The organism is Streptomyces sp. col6 (assembly GCF_008042035.1).
Taxonomy (GTDB): Bacteria; Actinomycetota; Actinomycetes; order Streptomycetales; family Streptomycetaceae; genus Streptomyces.
Genome location: NZ_RDBL01000006.1, coordinates 106295 through 127600 on the forward strand (window position 1 = coordinate 106295; position 21306 = coordinate 127600).

The following is a 21306-nucleotide window of genomic DNA, read 5'->3' on the forward strand; positions in this document are numbered from 1 at the left end:
GTTTTTGCCCAACTTGCCGGGGTTTCCATCCCCTCGGGGGCCTTCCGCTCACCTGTTCACCGCAGACCCGCCGACGGGCCCAACAAAAAGGTGCCCGGCGGGACGGGTGGGGTATGCGCCAAGTCCCTCCGGGCACCTTTTTGTTGGGCCCGTCGGCGGGTCTGCGGTGAACAGGTGAGCGGAAGGCCCCCGAGGGGATGGAAACCCCGGCAAGTTGGGCAAAAACGCTGTGAGTGCGGCGTAGTTCGTGATTCCCTCGGTGGAGAGAACATTCAGCCCTCGGACCCCAGTTGGACCTGATCGGGCGCTTCCCACCTCCCACGCGCACGACGCGGGGGCGTCCCCTGTCCACGTGTCCACGCGTGTTTGCGGAGCCGACCCATGCTCACGACCCTTCATACGGCCTATTCCGACACCCGTGCCGCCGACCTGGCCTGGGCGCTGGGGCGTGAACCGCTCCCGGCGCTGGCCGTCCTCGACCTCGAACTCGCCGGGGCCACGATGCAGTTGCGGCTGCTCGGCGCCTCCCACCAGGTCCTCCTGGAGGAGCAGCGCGGCAGCTGTTCCGAGACCGTCGCCTGTATGCCCGGCAGCAGCACCCCGCTGCCCCTGGGTGTCGCCAAGCGGATCGGCGACTGGGAGTACGAGTTCGCGGCGCGCGTCGAGACCCTGGGCGCGGGCTCCTTCGCCGGCCGGGCGCAGGAGTTGCTGGCGCTTGTCGCCGACCACCCGCACGGTCTGGCCGGGACGTTTCCGGGCAGCCCGCACGCCTTCACCGCCATGCTCGCCCAGCGGACCGAGGGCCAGGTGCGGTGGCGGACCTGGCATGCGTACCCGCAGGAGGGCCAGCTCGTGGTGACGCGGACCAGGGTGGGCGTACGGATGCCGGCGGCGGCGCTGTGAGGGGTTCCAACTACGGCGCCGGTGCGCCAGTTACACCCTTGTGGGTGACAAGCGGCAAGCATTCAGTGACGTAGCGTTCGCGGCATGATCGACCAGCAGGTGTCGCTGCGAGGGGGCGCGGCGCGGCTTCCCGTCCGGCCGAGGACCGGTCGTTACCTCGTGCTGGCCGCCGTCTTCGTCTGTGCCGCCTGCGGACTGGTGTACGAACTCGAACTGGTCGCACTCGCCTCCTACTTGATCGGTGACTCGGTCACCCAGGCGTCCGTCGTGCTCTCCGTGATGGTGTTCGCGATGGGAATCGGCTCGCTGCTCGCGAAACGTTTACGCAGCCGGGCGGCGGTGGGCTTCGGACTGATCGAGGCGGTGCTCGCCCTGGTGGGGGGCTTCTCGGCGCTGGTGCTCTACGCGTCGTTCGCCTGGTTCGGCGAGTCGAGGTACGCGCTGGTCGCGTTCTCGCTGACGATCGGCATCCTGATCGGCGCGGAGATCCCCCTGCTCATGACGCTGATCCAGCGGGTGGACCGGCAGGACGCGGGCGGGGCTGTCGCCGATCTGTTCGCGGCGGACTACGTGGGGGCGCTGGTCGGCGGTCTCGCCTTCCCCTTCCTGCTGCTGCCGATGCTCGGCCAGCTCACCGGCGCGTTGCTGACCGGTGCGGTGAACGCGGCGGCGGGCGGCGCGCTGGTGCTGTGGGTGTTCCGGCGGGACCTCACGCGCCGGTCCAGGTGGCTGCTGATCGCCGCCAACGTGTCCGTGATCGCCGTGCTCGCCACGGCCGCGCTGCTGGCCGACGACTTCGAGCAGGCGGCGCGGCGCGCGGTCTACGGGGACCAGGTGCGGGTCGCAGTGCAGACCGATGTGCAGGAGGTCGTACTGACCGGAGCGGGCCGCAGCTCCCTGGACCTGTATCTGGACGGGCGGCTGCGGGTGAGCTCGCGCGACGAGTACCGCTACCACGAGGCGCTGGTGCACCCGGCGATGAACGGCGCGCGCGCCCGGGTGCTGATCCTGGGCGGCGGCGACGGGCTGGCGGCACGGGAGGTGCTGCGCTACCCGGACGTGCGGAGCGTGACGCTGGTGGAGCTGGACCCGGGCGTCACCCGGCTGGCCCGTACGGACCCCGCTCTCTCCGCGCTGAACGCGCACGCCCTGGACGACCCCCGCGTGACGGCTGTGACCGGTGATGCCTTCACCTGGCTGCGGACCGCCCGCGGGCGCTACGACGTGGTGATCTCCGATCTGCCCGACCCCGGGATCTCGGCGAGCACCAAGCTCTACTCGGCGGAGTTCTACGGCCTGGTCGCCGAGGCCCTCGCACCGGACGGCCGGCTGGTGGTGCACGCCGGACCGCCCCTTGGCCGGCCGCGCACGTACTGGACGGTCGACGCGTCCATGCGGGCGGCCGGGCTGCATCCGCGCCCCTATCGGGTCAGCGGGCGCTCCTCGGGTTTCGCGGTGGGTCCCGACCGGGCCAGGGGCGGCACGCAGGGGGACCGCGGCTGGGGTTTCCTGCTGGCCGGTGCGGCCGCGAGGCCCATGCTGGGCCTCGCCCCGGACGCGCCCGCGCTGCGCTCCCTGAGCCTGCCGGGGCTGCTCGACGCGGGGCGCCTGGCGGAGGCCGGGCGGCTGTCGGGCCTCGCGCCGTCGACGTTGGTGCACCCCCGTTACTGGGACGAACGGTGAGCAGCCGGCGGGTGCGGAAGCGCTGACGTGATAGCCGGGGCTGAGTAGGCTCGTTCACCATGGAGCATGAGGTGTTCGTTCCGGTTCCGGTCCCGGCCCTGCGGCGGACGCTGGGCGATCCCGTCCGGGTCGCCCGCTGCGTACCGGGGTTCCAGCAGGACGCCGACGCGTCGGCGGGCCCCCTGGCGGGCCGGCTCAGAATCCGGGCCGGCGGCCACACCATCACCTATCGGGGCGCGCTGAGCCTCACGCCCCTGCCGGGCGACCCGGATGTGGATTCCGTGCATGCCGTCCTGGTGGAGGGCGACGGCACGGAGGCCCGGGGCGGCGGTACGGCACGGTTGTCGCTGCACCTCCGGCTGACGGAGGGCGAGGAGGGCACGTCGATCGCCTTCGAGGGCACGGTGAGTGGCGACGGCCGCCTCCGGGACCTCGAACCGGCTGCGGCGCTGTCCACGGCCCACCGGCTGCTGGACCGGTTCGTGCAGCAGCTCGTGACGGAGTCGCTGGCCGCCCAGGGCGAGGGCGCGGCGGACGAGGCGTGGGGCGGGGGCGGTGCGGCCGGAGCCTCCGCTGGCGGGGCCTCCGACGAGCAGTCGGGTGCCGCCGAGGTCTCCGCCGGCGAGGGGCCGGGTGCCGCCGAGGTCTCCGCCGACGAGCTGGCTGTCGGGGAAGCCGTGGAGAAGGCGCTCGAAGAGGCCGCCGAGGAGGCGGACCAGACCGGCCCCGAGCCCGCCGCCGGTTCCCCGCTCGGCGGGTCCGGGCCCGTGAGCGGCGCCGACGAGACGCTGCCCACGCACGAGGCGGCCCCCGACGAGGCGCCGGGCGCCGAGCAGCCGGGGGAGCGCGACGACGAGGGCTCCTCGGACGGGGAGTCCCTGTTCGACGCGCCGATTCCGCCGTCGTCGCTGGACCCGGTCGCCGGGATCGAGTTCACCGTCCCGGACGGGCCGCCCGCCGAGGCCGCGCACGCCCGGCGCACCATGATCGGGCGCAGCGCGGAGGAGGTCGACCACGCCCCGCCGCGTGGCCGGTACGCCCCCGTGCCCTCGCCCGATTCCGCCGGTGCGGGCGCCACGCTGCGGTGGGTCGCCCCGGCCGCCGCGCTGGCCATCGCCTCGGCGGTGGTCGTCGGCCGGGCGCTGCGGCGCCGGAGGTAGCGGCGCCAGTAGGGTCGTCCCGTGAGCAGTAGCGAGAAGGACGTCCGGCTCTCCGTCGGCGACACAGAGTTGACCGTGAACCCCGCCAACGGCTGCCGTATCAGCAGTCTGCGGATCGGCGGCACCGAACTGCTGCGGCAGGGGGAGCGGTACGGCTGCTTCCCGATGGTGCCGTGGTGCGGGCGCACCGAGAACGGGCGGTTCCGCGACGGCGGCGTCCTGCACCAGCTGCCGCTGACCGCTCCGCCGCACGCCATCCACGGCACGGGCCGGGACACGGTGTGGCACACCGCCCTGGAGAGCGGCACCCAGGCCTCGTTCTACTACGACCTGGCCGACCCCTGGCCGTACCCGGGCCGGGTGACCCAGACCTTCGAACTGGCCGAGGACTCCCTCACGTTGGCATTCGGCATCGAGACGTACGGGGACTCCTTCCCGGCCCAGGCGGGCTGGCACCCGTGGTTCCACCGCCGTCTGGACGGCGGCGAGGAGGTCCGGATCGACTTCGACGCCGCCTGGCAGGAGGAGCGCGGCGAGAACCACCTGCCGACCGGCCGCCGGATTACACCCCTGGCCGGCCCGTGGGACGACTGCTTCGGGATGCCGGACGGTGTCGACGTCACCCTCACCTGGCCGGAGCGGCTGGAGCTCACCGTGAAGAGCCGGTCCGAGTGGGTCGTGATCTACGACGAGCAGGACGAGGCGGTCTGCGTGGAGCCGCAGTCGGGCCCGCCGAACGGACTGAACACCGACCCGTACTACGTCACCCCGATCGAGCCGCTGGAGATCGCCACCACGTGGAGCTGGCGCCGGCTCTGAGCGCGGTCCCGCCGGACCGGCCCGGCGGGGGCGCTCCGGGCGGGCGGCCACGGGAAACGCGCGCCTTATCCTCGTAGCCATGACTGACGTACGTGCTGAGCTGCTCCAGCAGATCAAGGACAAGGCCGTGGTTCACGGCAAGGTGACGCTCTCCTCCGGCCTGGAGGCCGACTGGTACATCGATCTGCGCCGCATCACGCTGGACGGCAAGGCCGCTCCGATGGTCGGTCAGGTCATGCTCGACGCGACGGCGGAGCTGGACTACGACTGTGTGGGCGGGCTGACGCTCGGCGCCGACCCGGTCGCCACATCGATGCTGCACGCCTCCGCCGCCCGTGGCCAGGAGCTGGACGCCTTCGTCGTGCGCAAGGCGCAGAAGGCCCACGGGATGCAGCGCCGGATCGAGGGCGCGGACGTCAAGGGCCGTCGCTGCCTCGTCGTCGAGGACACCTCGACGACCGGCGGTTCGCCGCTGACCGCCGTCGAGGCCGTGCGCGAGGCCGGTGGCGAGGTGGTCGCCGTGGCCGTGATCGTGGAGCGCGGTGCGGCTCCGGCCATCGCCGAGGCGGGCCTTCCGTACGTCCACGTCTACACGGTCCCGGACCTCGACCTGGCGTGACCTGCGCGTTTCTCCGAAGGCGGCCGGTTTCACGTGAAACCGGCCGCCTTTGTCGTATCCCTGCGAACGGGGACCGCCGATCCTGGGGGACACCGCCGGGTGGAGCCGGAACCAGAGTCTGGGAAGATGGGGGCGACGATGACGTCGCCCCCAGGTCAGGGACCCAGCAACGCACACCCGCACATCCCAAGGAGCGGACAGATGCCCATCGCAACCCCCGAGGCATACGCCGAGATGCTCGACCGGGCGAAGGCAGGCAAGTTCGCCTACCCGGCCATCAACGTGACGTCGACCCAGACCCTGCACGCCGCCCTGCGCGGTTTCGCGGAGGCCGAGAGCGACGGCATCGTGCAGATCTCGACCGGCGGCGCGGAGTTCCTGGGCGGCCAGTACAACAAGGACATGGTCACGGGCGCGGTCGCGCTGGCCGAGTTCGCGCACATCGTCGCCGCCAAGTACGACGTCACCGTCGCGCTGCACACGGACCACTGCCCCAAGGACAAGCTGGACACCTATGTGCGTCCGCTGATCGACATCTCCGCGGAGCGTGTCGCCCAGGGCCGCAACCCGCTGTTCCAGTCGCACATGTGGGACGGCTCGGCCGAGACGCTGGGCGACAACCTGGCCATCGCCCAGGAGCTGCTTGCCAAGGCCGCCGCCGCCAAGATCATCCTTGAGGTCGAGATCACCCCGACCGGTGGCGAGGAGGACGGCGTCACCCACGAGATCAACGACGAGCTCTACACGACCGTCGACGACGCGCTGCGCACCGCCGAGGCGCTCGGCCTGGGCGAGAAGGGCCGCTACCTGCTGGCCGCCTCCTTCGGCAACGTGCACGGTGTCTACAAGCCGGGCAACGTCGTCCTGCGCCCGGAGCTCCTCAAGGACCTCCAGGAGGGCGTCGGCGCCAAGTACGGCAAGACCTCCCCGTTCGACTTCGTCTTCCACGGCGGCTCCGGCTCCACCGCCGAGGAGATCGCCACCGCGCTGGAGAACGGCGTCGTGAAGATGAACCTCGACACCGACACCCAGTACGCCTTCACCCGGCCGGTCGCGGACCACATGTTCCGCAACTACGACGGTGTCCTGAAGGTCGACGGCGAGGTCGGCAACAAGAAGACCTACGACCCCCGCACCTGGGGCAAGGCCGCCGAGGCCGGCATGGCCAAGCGCGTCACGGAGGCCTGCGCCAACCTGCGGTCCACCGGCACCAAGCTGAAGTAATTCCATACGGATGTGTGGTGTGGGCCCGGCACCCCTCGGGGAGCCGGGCCCACGGCATGTCCGGACCCGGCACGCACGATCCGAGGGAACAGCTGTGAGCACGTCCTACGACTTCGACACCGTGATCGACCGCCGCGGAACCTGGTGCGTCCAGTGGGACGGGGTCGCGGACCGCTTCGGGGTGGACGGGCTGCTGCCGTTCACCATCTCCGACATGGACTTCAGGACGGCCCCGGAGGTGCTGGCCGCCCTCCGGACCCGGCTCGACCACGGTGTGTTCGGCTACACGGACTGGCGGCAGGACGACTTCCGCTCCGCCGTCGCCCACTGGTACGCGACCCGGTACGACACCACGATCGACACCGGCCGGCTGGTGTACGGGCCGTCCGTGCTCAGCCAGTTCTCCCAGCTGCTCCAGATGTGGACGGCCGAGGGCGACGGCGTCGTCCTGCACACCCCCACGTACGACGGTTTCCGCAAGGCGATCCACGGCCTCGGGCGGGAACTGAGGGGGGTGCCGCTCGGGGACACGGACGCGCTGGAGCGGGAGCTCGCGCGGCCGGACAGCACGGTCCTCGTGGTGTGCTCCCCGCACAATCCGTCCGGCCGGGTGTGGACGGAGGACGAGCTCGCCGGGATGGCGGCGCTCGCCGCGCGCCACGGGGTGGCCGTGATCAGCGACGAGATCCACGCGGACTTCGTGCACGACGGCCGCCCGCACGTGCCGTGGACCCGGGTGGGCGGCGACGGGCGCTGGGCGGTCATCACCTCGGCCTCGAAGTCGTTCAACTTCCCGGCGCTGACCGGCTCGTACGGGCTCATCGGCAGGCCGGAGGACCGGACCGAGTACCTGCGCCGGATGGAGACGGCCGAGGGCCTCGCCTCGCCGGCGGTGCTCTCGCTGACCGCGCACATCGCCGCGTACCGCGAGGGCGGACCGTGGCTGGACGCGGTGCGCGCGTACGTCGCGGAGAACCTGGCCCTTGTCGCCGAGCGGCTGAACACCGCGTTCCCGGCCCTGGAGTGGGAGCCCCCGCAGGCCGGCTACCTGGCCTGGATCGACCTGCGGCGCGCGGGCGTCCGGGACGACGAGGCGCTGCAGCGGGTGCTGATCGAGCGGGAACGGGTCGCGGTGATGCCGGGGAGCACCTACGGGGCCGACGGCTTCGTGCGGCTGAACGTGGGGTGCGCGCGCAGCAAGGTGGAGGCCGGGCTCGCGGCGCTGATCCGGGGCGTCGAGGCGGTACGCGTCACCGACTGAGCATTCCCGGTGGCCCCCCGGTGCCGTGACGACGATGCTGGGGGCATGGAGAAGAGCGAGGCGGACGGGCCCGGGATCCGGGTCGCCTCCGCCGCCGGGCGCTGGGTCGTCCTGACGACGGTGCTCGGGTCCAGCATGGCCATGCTCGACTCCACCGTCATCAACGTCGCCCTGCCCCGCATCGGCGAGGACCTGGGCACCGATCTGGCCGCGCTCCAGTGGACCGTCAACGCCTACATGCTGACCCTCGCCGGGCTGATCCTCCTCGGCGGCTCGCTCGGTGACCGCTACGGGCGGCGTCGGGTCTTCGTCGTCGGCGTCGTCTGGTTCGCCGCCGCCTCGCTGGTCTGCGGCCTCGCGCCGAACGCCGCCGTCCTCATCGCCGCCCGCGCCCTCCAGGGTGTCGGCGGTGCCCTGCTGACGCCCGGGTCGCTGGCGCTGATCCAGGCGAGTTTTCACCCCGACGACCGGGCCCGCGCGGTCGGGCTGTGGTCCGGGTTCGGCGGGGTCGGGGCCGCCGTCGGGCCGTTCGTGGGCGGCTGGCTCGTCGACGGACCCGGCTGGCGCTGGGTGTTCCTGCTCAATCTGCCGCTCGCCGCCGTCTGCGTGCCCGTCGCGCTGCGCCACGTACCCGAGTCCCGTGATCCGCGCGCACACGGGCGCTTCGATGTCGTGGGCGCGGTCCTCGGCGCCCTCGCGCTCGCACTGGTCACGTACGCGCTGATCGCGGCGCCGGGGCGGGGCGCCTCCCCGGTGGTGATCGGGGCGGCGCTGGGCGGGGTGGTTCTCGGGGCCGCCTTCGTCCGGGTCGAGCGGCGCAGGGCGGATCCGATGCTCCCGCCGTCGGTGTTCGCCTCCCGGCAGTTCACCGCCGTCAACATCGTCACCCTGTGCGTGTACGCGGCGCTCGGCGGCTACTTCTTCCTCTCCGCGATCCAGCTCCAGGTCGTCGCCGGGTACTCCGCGCTCGGCGCGGGCGCCGCGCTGCTGCCGACCACGCTGCTGATGCTGCTGTTCTCGGCCGCGTCCGGCGAGCTGGGCCAGCGCATCGGCCCGCGCATCCCGCTGACCGCCGGGCCGCTGATCGCCGCCGCGGGAATGCTCCTGATGCTGCGGGTGGGGCCGGGCTCGGGCTCCGTCACCGGCTACCTCACCGATGTGCTGCCCGCCGTGGCCGTCCTCGGAGCCGGGCTGGTCACCGTGGTGGCACCCCTCACCGCGTCCGTGCTGGCCTCCGTGGACACCGCCAGGGCCGGGCTCGCCAGCGGGATCAACAACGCCGCCGCACGCGCCGCCGGCCTGATCGCGGTGGCCGCCCTGCCGCTGCTCGCCGGGATGGGGCCGGAGGCCTACCGGGACGCCGGGGAGTTCGCCGCGACGTTCCGGCGGGCCATGCCGATGTGCGCCGGGCTGCTGGTGCTCGGCGCGCTGATCGCGTGGGCGACCGTGCGCAGGCCCTCCGAGCCCGAGGCGGCACCCGCACGGCCCGAGTGCGCGGTGCACTGCGGCGTCACGAGCCCGCCGCTGGAACCCGCACCGGAGACCGCCCGGCCGGAGAGCGCGGGCTGAAGGGGCGCTGACCGGAACGCGTCGCGCGCACCGGGACTTCCGCCCGCCTGGTTCCCCGGGCGGGGCCCGTGCCAGGCACACTGGAACCCATGTCGATCCACGAGAACCTGCTCGGTGGCCCTGCCCCGACCCACCTGCCCGACGACCCGGAGCCGCGCGAGCTGCTCGCCGCCGGTACCGCGCCCGCCGATGTCGCCGCGAAGTACCCGACCTCCTCGCTGGCCTGGGCGCAGCTCGCCGACGAGGCGTTCGAGGGCGGCCGGGTCGTCGAGTCGTACGCCTACGCCCGCACTGGCTACCACCGCGGCCTCGACGCGCTGCGCCGGGCCGGCTGGAAGGGCCACGGGCCCGTGCCGTTCGAGCACGAGCCGAACCGCGGCTTCCTGCGCGCCCTGCACGCCCTCGCGCGGGCCGCGCAGGCCATCGGCGAGCAGGAGGAGTACGAGCGCTGCTCGACGTTCCTGCGCGACTCCTCGCCGACCGCCGCAGAGACCCTCGGCTAGCCGACGCCGTACCGCAGGCCCCGTGGCTCCGCATCCGCGGCTGCGGGGCCTGCGCGCGTCCGGGGGCGGCGTTTAGGATGCGATCAGGGGACCGGAGCTCCACTTCCTCATGGAAGGGGCGGACCGCTACCCGGAAGCTCGTGTCGAGGAGACAGCGATGTCGACGATTCCCCCCGACCCCGAAGCCACCGGTGCGGCGACCCCGCACCTCGACTTCGCGGGCACGACTCCGTACGAGGACTATGTCCAGGCGGATGTCCTGACCCACCTCCAGCACCTCCGCTCGGACGATCCCGGCGAGATGGTCTTCCTGGTCACCACCCAGGTCATGGAGCTGTGGTTCACCGTCATCGTCCATGAGTGGGAGACCGCCGCGCACGCGATGCGCGAGGACCGCCTGGACGTCGCGCAGGACGCGCTGAAGCGGTCCCTGCGCGAACTGGAGGCCCTGAACGCCTCCTGGACACCGCTCGCCCAGCTCACCCCCGCCCAGTTCAACTCCTACCGGTCCTCGCTCGGCGAGGGTTCCGGTTTCCAGTCGGCGATGTACCGGCGGATGGAGTTCCTGCTCGGCGACAAGTCCGCGTCCATGCTGGTGCCGCACCGGGGCGCGCCCCGCGTCCACGCCGAGCTGGAGAAGGCCCTCGCGGAGCCGGGGCTCTACGACGAGGCGCTCGCCCTGCTCGCCCGGCGCGGCCACGCGATCCCGCAGGACGTGCTCGGCCGGGACCTGACCCGTAAGTACGAGCCCTCGCCCGAGGTCGAGGCCGTCTGGGCGCAGATCTACGCCAACCCGGACCAGAACGACGAGCTGGTCCGCCTCGGCGAGGTGCTGACCGACGTCGGCGAGCTCGTGTGGCGATGGCGCAACGACCATCTGCTCGCGACCCGGCGGGCCATGGGCTCCAAGACGGGCACCGGCGGCTCGGCCGGCGTGGCCTGGCTGGAAAAGCGCGCCACGAAGAACGTCTTCCCCGAGCTCTGGACGGCCCGCAGCCATGTCTGACCTGAAGGAGCGCGCACAGGCGCTCGACACCGCGGACACCCTCGCGCCGCTGCGCGAACTCTTCACCCTCGACGACACCGTCTACCTGGACGGCAACTCGCTCGGCGCGCTGCCGCGCCATGTGCCCGCCCGGATGCAGGAGGTCCTCACCCGCGAGTGGGGCGAGCTGCGCATCCGCTCGTGGGGCGAGAGCGGCTGGTGGACGGCGCCGGAGCGGATCGGTGACCGCATCGCCCCGATCGTCGGGGCGGCGCCCGGCCGGATCGTCGTCGGGGACTCGACGAGCGTGAACGTCTTCAAGGCGGTCGTCGCCGCGACCCGGCTGGCGCCGGAGGGCCGCGACGAGATTCTGGTCGACGCGCAGACGTTCCCCACCGACGGCTACATCGCCGCTTCGGCGGCCCGGATGACCGGCCACCGGATCGTCCCGATCGCCCCCGCCGACGTGCCGGACGCGCTCGGTCCGCGGACCGCCGCCGTCCTGCTCAACCACGTCGACTACCGCTCGGGCCGGCTGCACGACCTGCCGGGGCTCACCGCCGCGGTGCGGGCCGCGGGCGCGGTCTCCGTCTGGGACCTGTGCCACAGCGCGGGCGCGCTCCCCGTCGGTCTGGACGAGCACGGCGTGGACCTGGCGGTGGGCTGTACGTACAAGTACCTCAACGGCGGCCCCGGTTCGCCCGCCTACCTGTACGTCGCCGAGCGCCACCAGCCGGTCTTCGACTCGCCCCTGCCGGGGTGGACGTCGCACGCCGACCCGTTCGCGATGACGCCGGGCTACACCCCGGCCGACGGCGCGGTACGGGGCCGGGTCGGCACGCCGGACATCCTGTCCATGCTGGCCCTGGAGGCGTCGCTCGACGTCTGGGACGGGGTCGGGATCGACGCGGTCCGGGCCAAGTCCCTGGCCCTGACGGACTTCTTCCTGGAGTGCGTCGAGGCGTACGCCCCCGAGGGCCGGGTCACCTCCGTCACCCCGGCCGCCCACGCGGAACGCGGCAGTCAGGTCGCGCTGCGGTGCCACGACGCCGAGCCCGTGATGGCCGAGCTGATCGCGCGCGGCGTCGTCGGGGACCTGCGCCGGCCGGATGTGCTGCGGTTCGGTTTCACACCGCTGTACGTGGGGTTCGCCGACGCGGAACGCGCGGCACGGGTGCTCGCGGAGGTTCTGGGCGCTCCGGAGGCGTAGGCTGCCGCATCCGTCCGGTGACCGGCTCGCCCCGGTCACCGGACGGCGCCATGCGGGGCCCGCGCGGTGCGGGCTTCGGCGCGGTGCCGGGGTGCTCGTTCCCGGTGGGCGGGTCCCTCCGCCGTACTGGTACGGTCCCCGCAGGTCAGGCCAGTTGGGCCCGACGACAGGGAGGGTGGGAGCAGGATGTCGGACTCTGCCGCGCGCGAGCGGGACGCCGCCGAGACCGAATCGGCCTTCGCGCATCCGGCCGTCGCCCCCGACGCGTCCGCCGCCTACGGCAGCCACCCGGACCAGGTCATCGACTTCTACGCCCCGCGCGACGGGCGCACCGGCGCGCCCGTCGTGGTCGTCCTGCACGGTGGTGCGTGGCGGGCCCCGTACGACCGCGCGCATGTGTCGCCGTTCGCGGACTTCCTGGCCCGGCGCGGGTTCGCCGTGGCCAGCGTCGAGTACCGGCGCGGCAGCGAGCTTCCGCAGCAGCGCGGCTCGGGCCCGGTCGCGGGCCGCTGGCCGGAGACCTTCGAGGACGTGGCCGCCGCCATGGACGCGCTGCCGGAGCTGCTGGCGCGGGAGCTGCCCGCGGCGGACAGCCGCCGGATCGTCGTCACCGGGCACTCGGCGGGCGGGCAGCTGGCGCTGTGGGCCGCCGCCCGGCATGTCCTGCCGGAGGGGTCGCCGTGGCGGCTGCCGAGGCCGCCCGCGCTGCGGGGCGTGGTGGCTCTCGCGCCGATCGCGGACTTCGCGTCGGCGGTGGCGCTCGACGTGTGTGCCGGGGCGGTCGGGCAGCTCCTGGGACCGGCGGCGGACTTCGCCGGGCGGAGCGCGTACGCGGACCCGGCCCGGCTGCTGCCCACCGGCATCGCGACCGTCGTCGTCCAGGGCACCACGGACCTCACGGTGCCGGCGGCCGTCTCCGAGGCGTTCGTCGACGCCGCCGCGAAGGAGGGCGAGACCGTGGGGCTGACACTGCTGCCGGACGTCGGCCACTTCCCGCTGATCGACCCGGCCGCCGACGCGTGCGCGGTGGTCGCCGAGGAGATCGCCCAGCTCGCCTGGTAGGCCGCGCGGTGGCTGGGGCGGCTGTGCCCTGGTAGGCCGCGCGGTGGCTGGGCGGCTGCGCGCGGCAGCCGTGCCGCGGCCGGGCGGGGTCCGCGTCGTACGCGTGTAGTACTTGCGACGGACGGCCGGGAATCCGTATCACTGCTGACGACCCGGTCCGCCGCCCCGCCTACCGTGGAGGCGTGACCGAGACCAAGACCAGAAGCCCGGAGCTCCGGCTCGCCGCGGGGGCGATCGACGAACTGCGGCACGACCTCTTCCAGGACGCGTTCGCCTACCGCCCGATGGCACCGATGCGCACCGACGGGCCACTGACCCGGCGGCTGCCGGGGCGCCTCGGGGCGGGGGCCGCGTGGATTCCGCACGCGGCGGTGCTGGGCGCCGCGCTGATCACCTTCATGGCGGGGTTCACCGAGACGGGCAACGCCGGCGTCCTGCTGTCCGGGCTGCTGCCCGCCATCTGCGTGGCGATGACGCTGATCAGGCCGGTCGGGGCGTTCTGGATGGCCATGGCGCTCATGCCGGTGAGCGCGGTCGTGAGCGGCGAAGGGCCGTGGGGGGCGACCACCTTCTTCTCCCACCTGGTGGTGCTGTTCGTCGTCGCGGCCAGGACCCGGCCGCGCACCGCCGCCTGGATGTGGGCGCTCACGCTGCTGCTGGGGCTCCGGCGGTGCTGGGCGCCGCGCTGATCACCTTCATGGCGGGGTTCACCGAGACGGGCAACGCCGGCGTCCTGCTGTCCGGGCTGCTGCCCGCCATCTGCGTGGCGATGACGCTGATCAGGCCGGTCGGGGCGTTCTGGATGGCCATGGCGCTCATGCCGGTGAGCGCGGTCGTGAGCGGCGAAGGGCCGTGGGGGGCGACCACCTTCTTCTCCCACCTGGTGGTGCTGTTCGTCGTCGCGGCCAGGACCCGGCCGCGCACCGCCGCCTGGATGTGGGCGCTCACGCTGCTGCTGGGGCTCGTCGTCGAGGGCGTCGTCACCGGCGGGGACGGCGGGTCGAGTACCGCGGCCATGGCGGTGGCCTCGGCGTTCGCGCTGCTCGTGGTGAGCCTGGTCCAGGTCCGGCGGGAGGCGCAGCGCGAGGTCACCGTGCAGCGCACCGTGACCGCTGTCGAACGCGACCGGCGCACGCTGCTGGAGGAGCGCACCACCATCGCCCGGGAACTGCACGACGTGGTCGCCCACCACATGTCCGTCGTCGCCATTCAGGCCGAGGCCGCCCCGTACCGGGTGGAGAACCCACCGCCGGAGCTGGAGCAGGCCTTCGTCACGATCCGGGAGAACGCCGTGGCCGCGCTCACCGAACTGCGCCGGGTGCTCGGCGTCGTCCGGGCCGACGACTACGAGGCCCCGGACGCGCCGCAGCCCACCCTCGCCGACCTCGACCGGCTGCTCGCCAACGTCGGGGAGGCGGGCCTCGTGACGGAGAAGGCGGTGACCGGCGCGGTGCGCGAACTGCCGCAGGGCGTCGAACTGTCGGCGTACCGCATCATCCAGGAGGCCCTCAGCAACAGCCTGCGGCACGCCCCGGGCGCCCCCGCAAGGGTCGAGATCGGCTACGTCCTGGGCGGGCTCGGCCTGCGCGTCGTCAACGGGCCCGCGACCGGTCCGGTGAAGCCGTCACCGGGGGCCGGGCACGGGATCACCGGGATGCGGGAGCGGGTCGCGATGCTGAACGGCGAGATGACCGCCGAGGCCACCGCGGAGGGCGGCTACGAGGTCACGGCCTTCATCCCCGCCCAGCCGACCGGGTCCGGCGAGCCCGGGACATCCGGGACGTCCGGCTCGTCCGGCACGTCCGGTGCCTCCGTGGAGCAGGGATGACGACGCCGCCCGCCGCGCCGATCCGGGTCCTGATCGTCGACGACCAGATGATGGTCCGCGAGGGCTTCTCGGTCCTGCTCAACGCCATGCCGGGCATCGAGGTCGTCGGTGAGGCGGTCAACGGCCGCGAAGCCGTCTCCCAGGTCGCCGCCCTCCGCCCCGACGTGGTGCTGATGGACATCCGCATGCCCGAGCTCAACGGCATCGAGGCGACCCGTGAGATCGTCGCCGCCGACGCGGACGCGAAGGTCCTGGTCCTCACCACCTTCGACCTCGACGAGTACGTCTACCAGGCCCTGCGCGCGGGTGCCTCCGGCTTCCTCCTCAAGGACGCCTCGGCCCGTCAGCTCGCCGACGGTGTACGCGTGGTCGCCTCCGGCGAGGCGCTGCTGGCCCCCACGGTCACCCGGCGCCTGATCACCGAGTTCTCCAAACTCGCGTCGGCCCCGCGTCCCCCGGCGCTGGCCCGGGTCGGCGACCTCACCGAACGCGAGACGGAGGTGCTCGTGCTCATCGCGCAGGGCCTGTCGAACGCGGAGATCGCCGGCCACCTGGTCGTCGCCGAGTCGACGATCAAGACCCATGTGAGCCGCATCCTGGTCAAACTGGGCCTCCGCGACCGCACCCAGGCCGCCGTCTTCGCCTACGAGGCCCGGCTGGTCACCCCTTCCTGAGCCGGGCGGCGGGTGCGATGCGTGGCGGCGGCGCAGCCGGCCCGCCCGGTGCGCGTGGTCCCGGCAGGGCTGGCCCGGTCGGGGGTGGCCGGTTAGCGTCGGGCCATGGAACAGCCCAGCATCCCTGCCGCCCCGTTCGACCCCTGGTCGGCGGCGTTCGTCGCCGACCCGTACCCCGCCTACTCCGGGCTGCGGGCCACCGGCCGGGCGCACTACTTCGAGGCCACCGACCAGTGGCTCGTCCCGCACTACGCCGACGTGTCGGCCCTGCTGCGTGACCGGCGGCTGGGGCGCACGTACCTGCACCGGTTCACGCACGAGGAGTTCGGCCGGACACCGCCGCCTCCCGAGCACGAGCCGTTCGAGACGCTCAACGGGCAGGGGCTGCTGGACCTCGAACCGCCGGACCACACTCGCATCCGCCGGCTGGTGTCCAAGGCATTCACCCCGCGCACCGTCGAACAACTCGTCCCCACCGTCCGGCGGCTGGCCGCCGGACTCGTCGACGACTTCGTCGAACAGGGCGGAGGCGACCTGCTCTCGGCCGTCGCCGAGCCGCTGCCCGTGGCGGTGATCGCCGAGATGCTCGGCATCCCCGAGTCCGACCGTGCCCCGCTCCGGCCCTGGTCCGCGGCGATCTGCGGGATGTTCGAGCTCAACCCGTCCGAGGAGACCGCCCGCGCCGCCGTCCGTGCCTCCCTCGAATTCTCCGCGTATCTGCGCGAGCTGATCGCCGAGCGGCGCGCGACCCCGGGGTCCGACCTCATCTCGGCCCTCGTCGCCGCCCACGACGAGGGCGAGCGGCTGACCGAGCAGGAGATGGTCTCCACCTGCGTCCTCCTTCTGAACGCCGGGCACGAGGCGACCGTCAACACCACGGTCAACGGCTGGTGGACGCTGCTGCGCCACCCCGGGCAGCTGGCCGCCCTGCGCGCCGACCACGGACTGCTGCCCACGGCGCTGGAAGAACTGATGCGGTACGACACCCCCCTCCAGATGTTCGAGCGCTGGGTCCTGGACGACATCGAGATCGACGGCACGGTCATTCCGCGGGGCTCCGAGGTAGCCCTGCTCTTCGGCTCCGCCAACCGCGACCCGGCACGCTTCGCGGCCCCGGACACCCTGGACCTCGCCCGGCGGGAGAACCCGCACATCACCTTCGGCGCCGGAATCCACTTCTGCCTGGGCGCGCCGCTGGCCCGTGTCGAGCTGGCCGCCTCCTTCGGCGAACTGCTCCGCAAGGCCCCCGGCCTGCGCCTGGCCGCGGAACCCGAGTGGAACCCGGGCTACGTCATCAGGGGCCTGAAGGAGCTGCGGGTCGAGGTATGAGCCCGGGGGCGGGCGAACCCCCTGTATCCGCCCGCCCCCGCCTGCCTCAGCCGAGCCCCAGCAGCAGCGTGAGCGCCCACATCCAGGCGGCGGTGCGCGGCCGGGTCCTGGCCGCGACGACGAACAGCACCACCAGGTGGGAGAAGAAGGTGGTCGCCCCCCACGGCCCTTCGCCGCTCACGACCGCGCTCACCGGCATGAGCGCCATGGCCATCCAGAACGCCCCGACCGGCCTGATCAGCGTCATCGCCACGCAGATGGCGGGCAGCAGCCCGGACAGCAGGACGCCGGCGTTGCCCGTCTCGGTGAACCCCGCCATGAAGGTGATCAGCGCGGCGCCCAGCACCGCCGACAGTGCGGTCAGGAGCAGTACCGGCCCCCACTCCATCCCCGCCCCGGGGAGCTTCGGGAGGTGGGTGAACGGCGACGCGTCCATCACCGGCTGCGGCAGGTCCAGGGCGGGCCCGATCCAGCCGAGTGCCAGGCAGAGGCCCACCACGCCCCAGCTCGCGGGGGCCGCCTTCGGTATCGCCCCGTACAACAGGGCCGTGACACCGCCGAGCAGCCAGATGGCGGGCAGTTGCACCAGCGCGGCACCGAGCACGGCCGGAAGCGCGTGTCCGTACCCGGCCGCGAGGCCGAGACCGCCGGCCGTCATGATCAGGGCCGCGCCGCCGAAGGAGATGAGCAGATGCCCGGCCGCCCAGCCGAGCCGGCCGGTCCCTCCGGCGAGCACGGGCTCGGCGCGCCCCGCGGTCTCCTCACCGTGCAGCCGGAGCACCGATGCGGCGATGTACAGCGCCGCGACCGTGCCGAGGACGGAGACCATCGAGGCGAGGAACGCGTCCGTGAGGCCGGACTGCCCGCCCATCCGCTCGAAGATCTCCCTGGCCTTCTCGTTGTCCCCGACCAGGTCCGCCGCTCCGCCGGCCAGTCCGCCGAACACGAAGCCGACCACCGCGAAGGACACCGCCCACCCCAGGAGCGAACCGCGCTGAAGGCGTATAGCAAGATCCGAGGCGGTGGCCATCCGTCCCCGGGCCGGCCCCGGCCGCGCTGCCAGAAAGCTCATCCCCACATCCCGGCGCCCGGCCAGCGCGTACGCCACGACGCACTGCACGGCCACCGCGCCGCCGATCATGAGGAGCACCCACCACCGCTCGTCCGCGTACGGCCGGACGTTCTCCGCCCAGCCGAGCGGAGAGAGCCAGGTGAGGACGGAGGAGCCGTCGTCCGCCGCCGAGTCGCCCGCCGCCTTCAGGACGAAGGCCGCGCCGACCACTGCCGCCGTGAGCCCCTTCGCGAGGCGTGCGCTCTCGGTGAACTGCGCGGCGATCGCGGCGGTGCAGGCAAACAGCACGCCCACCCCGGCGACGGCCGACGCGAGTGCCACCGCCCCCGCGCTTCCCGCACCCGAGCCGGCCATTCCGGCGACGATCACCAGGGCCAGGGCAGCTTGGGCGATCAGGGCCGCGAGCAGTGCGGCGGTGAGCGGCGCCCTGCGCCCCACCATGGCTGCGGAGAGCATCTCCTGACGGCCCGTCTCCTCCTCCTCGCGCGTGTGCCGCACGACGACGACCAGGCTCATCACCGCCGCCAGAGCGGCCCCGAAGGCCAGCATGCGCCAGCTGACGAGCCCGCCCACGGAGTCGTCGAACACCGGCCCGTACATGGCCCGTACCGAGCTGTTGCCGTTCATCGACGCGGCGAGCTCGGCCCGCTGGGCGGGGGTTTCGTAGAGGGAGGAGATGGACGAACCGACGGAGGAGAACGAACCGCCGAGCACGAGCACCCAGACGGGGATGACGATCCGGTCGCGCCTCAGGGCGAGCCTCAGCAGGGCCCAGGTCCCCGCCAGCTGCCCCGTACCGGACCGGCGTCGCGCACCGGCCGTCGCGGTCAAAGGCACGGCGGTCATCGCGCCACCACCTCCGGCGACTGCCCCGCGTCCGACGCGTAGTGACGGAGGAACAGCTCCTCCAGCGTGGGCGGGGTGCTCGTCAGCGTGCGGACACCGGATGCGGACAGGGACTTGAGGACGGCGTCCAGCTGGTCCGTGTCGACCTGGAGCGAGACCCGCCGTCCCTGTATGTCGAGGTCATGGACCCCGGGGAGCCGCGTCAGGCCGTCCGGATCACGCAGCAGCTCGGCGCTGATGTTCGTCCGCGTCAGATGGCGCATGTCCGCCAGCGAACCGGTCTCCACCGTCCGGCCTTGCCGGATGATGCTGATCCGGTCGCAGAGCGATTCGACCTCGCTCAGGATGTGGCTGGAGAGCAGGACCGTCCGCCCGCGCTCGCGCTCCTCGGCCACGCAGCTCTGGAAGACCTCCTCCATCAGCGGATCGAGCCCGCTGGTCGGTTCGTCCAGGATCAGCAGATCGACGTCGGAGGCGAAGGCGGCGACCAGCGCCACCTTCTGCCGGTTTCCCTTGGAGTAGGTCCGGCCCTTTTTCGTCGGGTCGAGCTCGAAGCGGTCGACGAGATCCGCGCGCCGGGCCTCGTCGAGTCCGCCGCGCAGTCTGCCGTACAGGTCGATCACCTCGCCGCCGGAGAGGTTGCGCCACAGCGTGACGTCCCCGGGGACGTACGCCACGCGCCGGTGCAGCTCGACCGCGTCGTGCCAGGGGTCCCGGCCGAGCAGCTGAGCGGCGCCCGAGTCCGCTCTCAGCAGCCCCAGCAGGACCCGGATGGTGGTGGACTTTCCCGACCCGTTCGGCCCGAGGAAGCCATGGACCTCACCGGTCTCGACGGCCAGGTCGAGACCGTCCAGCGCCCGCGTCCGGCCGAACGACTTGCACAGTCCGGCCACGGTGATTGCCTTCGTCATGATTTTGAACGTACGCTACTTTCACAACTTTGTGAAGTTAAGGAACCGTATAAACTCGAAGGAGTGACAGGCAGTGGCGAACCGGGGAAGAGGAGCGGGATGAGCGGCGAATCCGCGGAGGAGAGCGCACCGAGCGGCGCGGTCCAGGGTCACGGGGGCCGGGACGCGGAGGCGGTCGCCCGTTTCGTCGAGCGGTTCGCGTCCGAGATGACCGAGGCGGGGATGCAGCGCATGGCGTCCCGCGTCTTCGCGGCGCTGCTCGCGGACGACGACGCCTCCATGACCTCGGCGGAGCTCGCCCTGGCCCTGCAGATCAGCCCCGCCGCCGTGTCCGGCGCGATCAACTACCTCACGCAGGTCAGCATGGTCGGCCGCGAACGCGAACCGGGCTCGCGCCGCGACCGCTACCGCCTGCACAACGAGATCTGGTACACCACCTTCGCCAGCCGCGACCAGGTGCTGACCCGCTGGGAGCGCACCCTCAAGGAGGGTGCGCGCACCCTGGGCGAACACACCCCGGCCGGGGCCCGGATCGCGGAGACGGCCGCGTTCTTCGAGTTCCTCCAGACGGAGCTGGAGGGGCTGATGGGCCGCTGGGAGGAGCACCGCAAGACCCTCGACCTGCCGGCGGGCGGTCCGGAGCCCGGCGCCTGAGGACCGGATGACCTGCCGGCCGCCGGGCCACCCGCCGCCCCGCTAGCGTGCCGGAAGCATCAGTCCCCAGGCCCCCGCCCGTACGGTCCATGTCCGTGTCCGCACCGGCCCCGCGACCTGTATGTCCGCCCGGTAGCGGAAGTCCGCTCCCGAAACCGTGACGGCCTTGGCCTCCATGGTGACCGGCGCGGTGTCCGGCGCGTCGATCGTCACGGCCGCCACGCCGTCGTCACCGCACCCCGAGGTCACCGTCACCGAGGCGACCGGGCGGTCCAGATCGTTCAGCACCACACCGTCGGCCTCCACGCGCAGCCGGTGCGTCGTGGGCCCGCTGGGCGGCTCCGGAGGCGCGGGGCGCACCAGGGTGCGGACCAGGGAGCGGCAGGTGTCCCAGACGGTCGTCATGCCCGAGCGGTCGGCCCCCGTGCCCGGGGCGCCGTTCAGCGCGGGGATGCGCAGCGCGCCCAGGACCACGCCGTCGCTGTCGTCGACGAGCAGGTCCAGCCGCCGCACCGCACCGTCCAGCGCCGTGCGCGCCGCCGCCACGGCGCCGTTCGGCACGCCGAGGGAATGCGCGAGTTCCAGGGTGTCCGACGCGCCGACCGGGACCAGCGAGAGCGCGCTCATGGCGGGCTCCCGTTCCCGGTGCAGCAAGGACACCGCGCGCCGCAGTGCCCGGTCGTCGCCGATCACCACGGGGCGCCGGCCGCCCCGGCGCGCCAGGGCCCTGGCGAATTCCCCGGGGCTGTCCGGGAGGCAGATCTTGGCGTGCGAGCCCGCGCTCAGCACGTCCTTCGCGATGCGGACGGACTCGCCGTCCGTCCGGCGGGCGACCGGATCGATCACCACCAGCAGATGGGGCGCACCGTTACCGGGGGGCTGGGCAGCCGACACCTCGGTCCTTCCTCGGGTAGCATCTTGGTGCAAGAGCCCCTTGCGCTATTGCGCCAGGGGCTTCGTCTATTCCGGGGCACCCGGTTCGACGGTTCGGACT

The 21306-nt window shown here is 73.0% G+C and carries 19 protein-coding genes; 16 read left to right on the forward strand and 3 right to left on the reverse strand.

What is annotated here, in order from left to right:
- Positions 1–381: 381 nt before the first annotated feature.
- From EAO73_RS04430 to EAO73_RS04505, 15 genes are all read left to right on the forward strand, one after another.
- Positions 382–903, forward strand: coding sequence for a DUF2617 family protein (locus EAO73_RS04430; RefSeq protein ID WP_147970186.1), 522 nt, complete (start codon positions 382–384; stop codon positions 901–903).
- An 84-nt stretch (positions 904–987) separates the two neighbouring features.
- Complete coding sequence (locus tag EAO73_RS04435; protein ID WP_147970187.1) at positions 988–2586, forward strand: polyamine aminopropyltransferase; 1599 nt, start codon at positions 988–990, stop codon at positions 2584–2586.
- A 71-nt stretch (positions 2587–2657) separates the two neighbouring features.
- The gene (locus EAO73_RS04440) at positions 2658–3746 is read left to right on the forward strand and encodes an SRPBCC domain-containing protein (RefSeq protein ID WP_147971379.1); all 1089 of its coding nucleotides are present in this window, start codon (positions 2658–2660) and stop codon (positions 3744–3746) included.
- 21 nt (positions 3747–3767) lie between these two features.
- Positions 3768–4565 carry an aldose 1-epimerase gene (locus tag EAO73_RS04445; RefSeq protein WP_147970188.1) on the forward strand — a complete coding sequence of 266 codons (798 nt, stop codon included), beginning with the start codon at positions 3768–3770 and terminating at the stop codon, positions 4563–4565.
- A 79-nt stretch (positions 4566–4644) separates the two neighbouring features.
- Positions 4645–5184, forward strand: a complete 540-nt coding sequence (gene pyrE / locus EAO73_RS04450) for an orotate phosphoribosyltransferase (protein ID WP_018102092.1) — start codon at positions 4645–4647, stop codon at positions 5182–5184.
- 201 nt (positions 5185–5385) lie between these two features.
- Positions 5386–6408, forward strand: a complete 1023-nt coding sequence (gene fbaA / locus EAO73_RS04455) for a class II fructose-bisphosphate aldolase (protein ID WP_147970189.1) — start codon at positions 5386–5388, stop codon at positions 6406–6408.
- A gap of 94 nt (positions 6409–6502) precedes the next feature.
- Entirely contained in the window at positions 6503–7669 is a 1167-nt protein-coding gene (locus tag EAO73_RS04460) for a MalY/PatB family protein (protein WP_147970190.1), read from the forward strand.
- 45 nt (positions 7670–7714) lie between these two features.
- The gene (locus EAO73_RS04465) at positions 7715–9238 is read left to right on the forward strand and encodes an MFS transporter (protein ID WP_147970191.1); all 1524 of its coding nucleotides are present in this window, start codon (positions 7715–7717) and stop codon (positions 9236–9238) included.
- Between the two features lie 89 nt (positions 9239–9327).
- Positions 9328–9741 (forward strand): DUF3151 domain-containing protein, encoded by a 414-nt coding sequence (locus tag EAO73_RS04470; protein ID WP_147970192.1) that lies wholly within the window; start codon positions 9328–9330, stop codon positions 9739–9741.
- 157 nt (positions 9742–9898) lie between these two features.
- Positions 9899–10747 (forward strand): tryptophan 2,3-dioxygenase family protein, encoded by an 849-nt coding sequence (locus EAO73_RS04475; protein WP_147970193.1) that lies wholly within the window; start codon positions 9899–9901, stop codon positions 10745–10747.
- A complete protein-coding gene (kynU, locus tag EAO73_RS04480) occupies positions 10740–11936 on the forward strand; it encodes a kynureninase (protein WP_147970194.1) in 1197 nt (398 codons plus the stop codon). The genes EAO73_RS04475 and kynU overlap by 8 nt, the downstream gene beginning before the upstream one ends.
- 186 nt (positions 11937–12122) lie before the next feature.
- Positions 12123–12998 (forward strand): alpha/beta hydrolase family protein, encoded by an 876-nt coding sequence (locus EAO73_RS04485; protein ID WP_147970195.1) that lies wholly within the window; start codon positions 12123–12125, stop codon positions 12996–12998.
- Positions 12999–13551: 553 nt separating this feature from the next.
- Complete coding sequence (locus tag EAO73_RS04495) at positions 13552–14826, forward strand: sensor histidine kinase (protein WP_224756179.1); 1275 nt, start codon at positions 13552–13554, stop codon at positions 14824–14826.
- On the forward strand, positions 14823–15500 hold the full coding sequence (locus EAO73_RS04500) for a response regulator (protein ID WP_147970197.1): 678 nt from the start codon (positions 14823–14825) through the stop codon (positions 15498–15500). Before EAO73_RS04495 ends, EAO73_RS04500 begins: the two co-directional genes overlap by 4 nt.
- A 105-nt stretch (positions 15501–15605) precedes the next feature.
- Complete coding sequence (locus EAO73_RS04505; protein ID WP_147970198.1) at positions 15606–16829, forward strand: cytochrome P450; 1224 nt, start codon at positions 15606–15608, stop codon at positions 16827–16829.
- Between the two features lie 46 nt (positions 16830–16875).
- On the opposite strand, the gene EAO73_RS04510 is transcribed toward EAO73_RS04505, so the two are convergent.
- Together EAO73_RS04510 and EAO73_RS04515 are read right to left on the reverse strand one after the other, a co-directional pair.
- Positions 16876–18747 (reverse strand): ABC transporter permease, encoded by a 1872-nt coding sequence (locus EAO73_RS04510; protein WP_224756180.1) that lies wholly within the window; start codon positions 18745–18747, stop codon positions 16876–16878.
- Positions 18744–19658, reverse strand: a complete 915-nt coding sequence (locus EAO73_RS04515) for an ABC transporter ATP-binding protein (RefSeq protein WP_147970199.1) — start codon at positions 19656–19658, stop codon at positions 18744–18746. The genes EAO73_RS04510 and EAO73_RS04515 overlap by 4 nt, the downstream gene beginning before the upstream one ends.
- A 99-nt stretch (positions 19659–19757) precedes the next feature.
- On the opposite strand from EAO73_RS04515, the gene EAO73_RS04520 reads away from it, so the two are divergent.
- Positions 19758–20312 (forward strand): GbsR/MarR family transcriptional regulator, encoded by a 555-nt coding sequence (locus EAO73_RS04520; protein WP_147970200.1) that lies wholly within the window; start codon positions 19758–19760, stop codon positions 20310–20312.
- A gap of 42 nt (positions 20313–20354) precedes the next feature.
- On the opposite strand, the gene EAO73_RS04525 is transcribed toward EAO73_RS04520, so the two are convergent.
- Positions 20355–21206, reverse strand: coding sequence for a diacylglycerol kinase (locus EAO73_RS04525; protein ID WP_147970201.1), 852 nt, complete (start codon positions 21204–21206; stop codon positions 20355–20357).
- Between the last annotated feature and the right edge of the window lie 100 nt (positions 21207–21306).